Source organism: Hydrogenovibrio sp. 3SP14C1, from assembly GCF_029625905.1.
Lineage (GTDB): Bacteria > Pseudomonadota > Gammaproteobacteria > Thiomicrospirales > Thiomicrospiraceae > Hydrogenovibrio.
The window spans coordinates 1-253 of sequence record NZ_JARTLM010000219.1 but is presented as its reverse complement, the minus strand read 5'-3'; the positions used below and the strand labels follow the sequence as shown (position 1 = coordinate 253).

Below are 253 nucleotides of genomic sequence, written 5' to 3'. Positions count from 1 at the left end.
GCGCTTTGCGCGTCGTCGATGCGTTGCGCGGCATCGCGCAGGTCGGCCAGGCTGTCGCGGACGCTGTCGAATTTCTGTTCCAGCTGCGCGCTGATGATCGGCATGTTGGTCATCGCCCGGCTGAGCGGCCCGCTGGCGGCATAGGCGATGACGCCCACGGCCAGCAGGATCGACAGAGTGATCCCCGCCGCCGTCGCGGCATCGGGAATGCCGCGGCGTTCCGCAAACCGGCGCAGGGGCGTGAAGACGAAGA

Annotated in this window: 1 protein-coding gene; it reads right to left on the bottom strand. The window is 68.4% G+C overall.

Annotated features, from left to right (window positions below):
* Positions 1-253: hypothetical protein (locus tag P8629_RS12325; RefSeq protein ID WP_278166395.1), on the bottom strand; the 253-nt coding region annotated here is incomplete at both ends.